Source organism: Rhizobium sp. L9, from assembly GCF_002531885.1.
In the GTDB taxonomy this organism is placed as follows: domain Bacteria; phylum Pseudomonadota; class Alphaproteobacteria; order Rhizobiales; family Rhizobiaceae; genus Rhizobium.
In genome coordinates, this window is sequence record NZ_NWSZ01000103.1 from 1 (window position 1) to 678 (window position 678).

Below are 678 nucleotides of genomic sequence, written 5' to 3' on the forward strand. Positions count from 1 at the left end.
ACAGCAGTTCATCGTGTCCGCTACCGATAGCCGACCGCTAAGCTGCTTCGCCAGATGGGGTCTGCTTGTCGCTTACAGTGTTTGCACTAGGACTTCCGATGTTCGTCTCAACCTCGCAAGACGGCCCTCACCGGCCGCTTACCGATTGCTGCTCCTGCCGCTCCTTGATATAGGCCAGAACATCGCCGAGCCGCTTGTTCTCGACGATCGCCGCATGCGTCACCCGCTGGTCCTTGTCGAACACCTTGTAGGGCAGGGAGTGTCCCTTCCACCGCACATCGAGCCGGCCGTCGGCATAGGCATAGGTCTCGACATAGCGACCAGCCAATCCGCGCGTCACGTCGCTCTCCGCCAGCATGATCCGCTTGCGCTCAAACGAAAACGTCAGCTGCGACCCGACATAGCGCTGCTCGCGTTTGCACAGGATCTCCTTCAACCGATCCGGTGCAAGATTTACCGGCCGGTGCAGGTCATCGGATCGGGCAGGGACAATCGCAAACCGCCCATTGTAGTCCACCATGAAGCCCGGCAGAAACGCATTGCCTGCCTCCATGGTGTCGATGCCTGCCAGTCGCAATTCCTTGACCAGACGATCCTGCAGCGTAAGCGACAAGCAGACCCCATCTGGCGAAGCAGCTTAGCGGTCGGCTATCGGTAGCGGACACGATGAACTGCTGT

Annotated in this window: 1 pseudogene; it reads right to left on the bottom strand. The window is 59.6% G+C overall.

The annotated features are described in order from the left end of the window. Positions 1 to 145: 145 nt before the first annotated feature. A pseudogene (locus CO660_RS32470) lies at positions 146 to 613 on the bottom strand (ISNCY family transposase); the annotation flags it as partial. Positions 614 to 678 lie beyond the last annotated feature (65 nt).